The sequence below is a fragment of the Nonomuraea corallina genome, assembly GCF_027620315.1.
GTDB lineage: Bacteria > Actinomycetota > Actinomycetes > Streptosporangiales > Streptosporangiaceae > Nonomuraea > Nonomuraea corallina.
Genome location: NZ_JAPNNL010000322.1, coordinates 1 through 2,933, shown reverse-complemented (window position 1 = coordinate 2,933; position 2,933 = coordinate 1). Strand labels below are relative to the sequence as shown.

General features: G+C 71.8%; 4 protein-coding genes. All 4 read left to right on the top strand.

Annotation, left to right across the window (positions count from 1 at the left end; translation table 11 throughout):
- A partial coding sequence (locus tag OUY22_RS36375) for a hypothetical protein (RefSeq protein WP_270159865.1) occupies positions 1–1,344 on the top strand: 1,344 nt, incomplete at its 5' end.
- Positions 1,345–1,438: 94 nt separating this feature from the next.
- Entirely contained in the window at positions 1,439–1,861 is a 423-nt protein-coding gene (locus OUY22_RS36370; protein ID WP_270159864.1) for a Rieske (2Fe-2S) protein, read from the top strand.
- A 103-nt stretch (positions 1,862–1,964) separates the two neighbouring features.
- The gene (locus OUY22_RS36365) at positions 1,965–2,444 is read left to right on the top strand and encodes a Rieske (2Fe-2S) protein (protein ID WP_270159863.1); all 480 of its coding nucleotides are present in this window, start codon (positions 1,965–1,967) and stop codon (positions 2,442–2,444) included.
- Positions 2,445–2,489: 45 nt separating this feature from the next.
- On the top strand, positions 2,490–2,933 hold a 444-nt coding region (locus OUY22_RS36360), incomplete at its 3' end, for a Rieske (2Fe-2S) protein (protein WP_270159862.1).

The following is a 2,933-nucleotide window of genomic DNA, read 5'->3' as shown; positions in this document are numbered from 1 at the left end:
CGGGCGCTGCGCCGCCACGGCGTCCGCGCCGACGGGCTCCACCTCGCCTGGGACTTCACCGTGGCCAGTGAGCGCAACCTGGCCGGCCGGGCCCTCGCCATGCGCGACGAGGCCCTGGGCGAGCTGGGCGGGCACGCTCCCCCGTACGAGGTGACGGCCGTCACCGACCTGACCCCCGAGCAGGACGACAGGATCGCGCGGCGGGTGGAGGGCACGTTCCGGGTGCCCAGCTACCTCGACCGGCCCGGCGGGCCGCCCGGCTCCGGCCTGAACTACGGCTCCGACGGACGGCCCGCGAGGCTGCCCGGCAACGAGCAGGTGGCGGCGTTCCGGTGCGAGATCCCCCGGGTCGCCTTCACCCGTCCGGCCAGGCCCGCCCTGTACGGGCACGGGCTGCTGGGCAGGCACACCGAGGTGGGCGCGTCGAACGTCAGGACGATGGCGCAGCGGCACGGGTTCGTGTTCTGCGCCACGAAGTGGATCGGCATGGCCGACGAGGACATTCCCCACGTCATCGGCACGTTCACCGACATGTCACGCTTCCATACGGTGCCTGACCGTACCCAGCAGGGCTTCCTGAACTTCATGTTCCTGGGGCGCGCCATGACGGCCCGCGACGGCTTCACCGCCCACGCCGCCTTCAGGAACGAGCGCGGACGGCCGCTCCTCGACACCCGCGCCGAACTCGTCTACGACGGCAACAGCCAGGGCGGCATCTTCGGCGGCGCGCTCGTCGCGCTCTCCCCGGACCTTCGGCGCGGCGTGCTCGGCGTGACCGGCATGAACTACAGCACGCTGTTCAACCGCAGCTCCGACGCCGCGCCCTTCCAGGCGGCGTTCGACCGGAGCTACCCCGACAGGATGGAGCAGCAGGTCATCCTCGCGCTCATGCAGATGCTGTGGGACCGCGGCGAGGCCAACGGGTACGCCGCCCACATGACGGACGACCCGTACCCGGGCACGCCCCGGCACCGGGTGCTCATGCAGGTGGCGTACGGCGACCACCAGGTGGCCACGGTGACGGCCGAGGTCGAGGCGCGCACCATCGGCGCCCGGGTCCGGCTCCCCGCCCTGGCGCCCGGCCGTTCCCCGGACCGCGAGCCGTACTGGGGCATCCGCGGCTTCCGCGCCGCGCACGCGGGGTCGGCGCTGGTGGTGTGGGACAGCGGCACTCCGTCACCGCCGCTCACCAACACCCCGCCGGCGCAGGGCACGCACGGCACGGACCCGCACGAGGACCCCCGCCGCACCCCGGCGGCCCAGCTGCAGAAGGCCGTCTTCCTCAAGACGGGCGTGGTGGCCGACGTCTGCGGCGCGGCCCCGTGCCGGTCGGCCCCGGAGTGACGGCGCCGTCGTCACCCCGGGGGCGAAAAGGAGGGCGACGGGTGGTGGCCCTATCGTGAAAAGCCGGTAACGCGGAGGCCATGAAGCGGAGGGCATGTCGGTGAACGGGGGCTCCGGGATCGGCCGGCGGCAGGCGTTGGGCGCGGCGGGGATGGCCGCCTGCGGGGTGGCGGCGCTGGCCGCGTGCGGCGGCGGCGAGAGCACGGACCGGCAGGCGCCGGGCATCAAGGGCAAGGTCATCGCGAAGACCGCCGACGTCCCGGTCGGCGGCGGCACGGTGGTGAAGCAGTACAGGATCGTGGTGACGCAGCCGTCGGAAGGCGTCTTCAAGGCGTTCGGCGCGGCCTGCCCGCACCGCGGCTGCGCCGTCAGCACGCCCAAGGACAACGTCATGACCTGCCCCTGCCACGGCAGCGAGTTCGACGCGGAGACCGGTGCGGCCGTGAAGGGCCCGGCCACGGGAAAGCTGGTCGCCTACCAGGTCAAGGTCGAGGGTGACGGCATCGTGGTCGTCTGAACGAGTAATTGTGCGTGGTTCTCAGGGTCGGGGCGCGGCACGCTGAACCGTGAACGGCTCGCCGCCGTACCTGAAGTGAAACCCGAACCTGGGAGGACGCACCATGACGGATACGACGCGCCGGGCGGTGATGTTCGGAGCGGGCGGGGCCGGCCTGGCCGCGGTGCTCAGCGCCTGCGCCGGTTACGGCTCGCCGGTGGCCGAGCCGGCGGGGGACTCGACGGACTCCGCTGACTCGGCGGACTCGCTGGAGGAGCCCGCCGAGGACGAGCCGACAAAGCCGGCGAAGAAGAAGCCGAAGGCGCTGGCCGACACCAGCGACATCCCCAGCGGCCAGGGGAAGATCTTCAAGAGTCAGGACGTGGTCGTCACCCAGCCGTCGGAGGGTGAGTTCCGGGCCTTCAGCGCGACCTGCACCCACCAGGGCTGCGCGGTCGCCAGCGTCTCCAACGGCGTGATCAACTGCCCGTGCCACGGCAGCCAGTTCAGCATCGAGGACGGATCGGTGGTCCAGGGTCCGGCCAGCGAGCCGCTGGCTGAGAAAAAGATCAATGTGTCCGGGGGCAAGATCAGGCTGGCCTAAGGCGTCTTTCATTCTTTTCTCACCTGTGTGCGCTTGGCTGTGCGCATGGGAGAAGACCTCAAGAGCCGTAGAGCGCTGATCGCGGGTGTGGGCGCGGGCGGCCTGACGCTCGCCCTGGCGGCCTGCGGCGGCGACACCACGACCGCGGCGCCGGAGTCGAGCGCTCCGGCCCCGTCCAGCGCCCCGTCGTCGGGCGCGCCCGCGGGGAACGCGGGGCTGACCACGACCTCCGAGATCCCCGTCGGCGGCGGCAAGATCTTCGCGGACCAGAAAGTCGTGATCGTCCAGCCGGCGGAGGGCCAGTTCAAGGCGTTCAGCGTCTCGTGCACCCACCAGGGCTGCCCGGTGGACAAGGTGGAGAACGGCACCATCGACTGTCCCTGCCACGGCAGCAAGTTCAAGATCGAGGACGGGTCGGTGGCCAACGGCCCGGCCACCGACCCGCTGCCGGAGCAGCAGATCACCGTGTCGGGGGACCAGATCTCGCTC

Excerpts from the sequence above, each read along its gene's own strand:
- OUY22_RS36365 (WP_270159863.1), top strand. The coding sequence starts at position 1,965 with ATGACGGATACGACGCGCCGGGCGGTGATGTTCGGAGCGGGCGGGGCC.
- OUY22_RS36370 (WP_270159864.1), top strand. The coding sequence starts at position 1,439 with ATGTCGGTGAACGGGGGCTCCGGGATCGGCCGGCGGCAGGCGTTGGGC.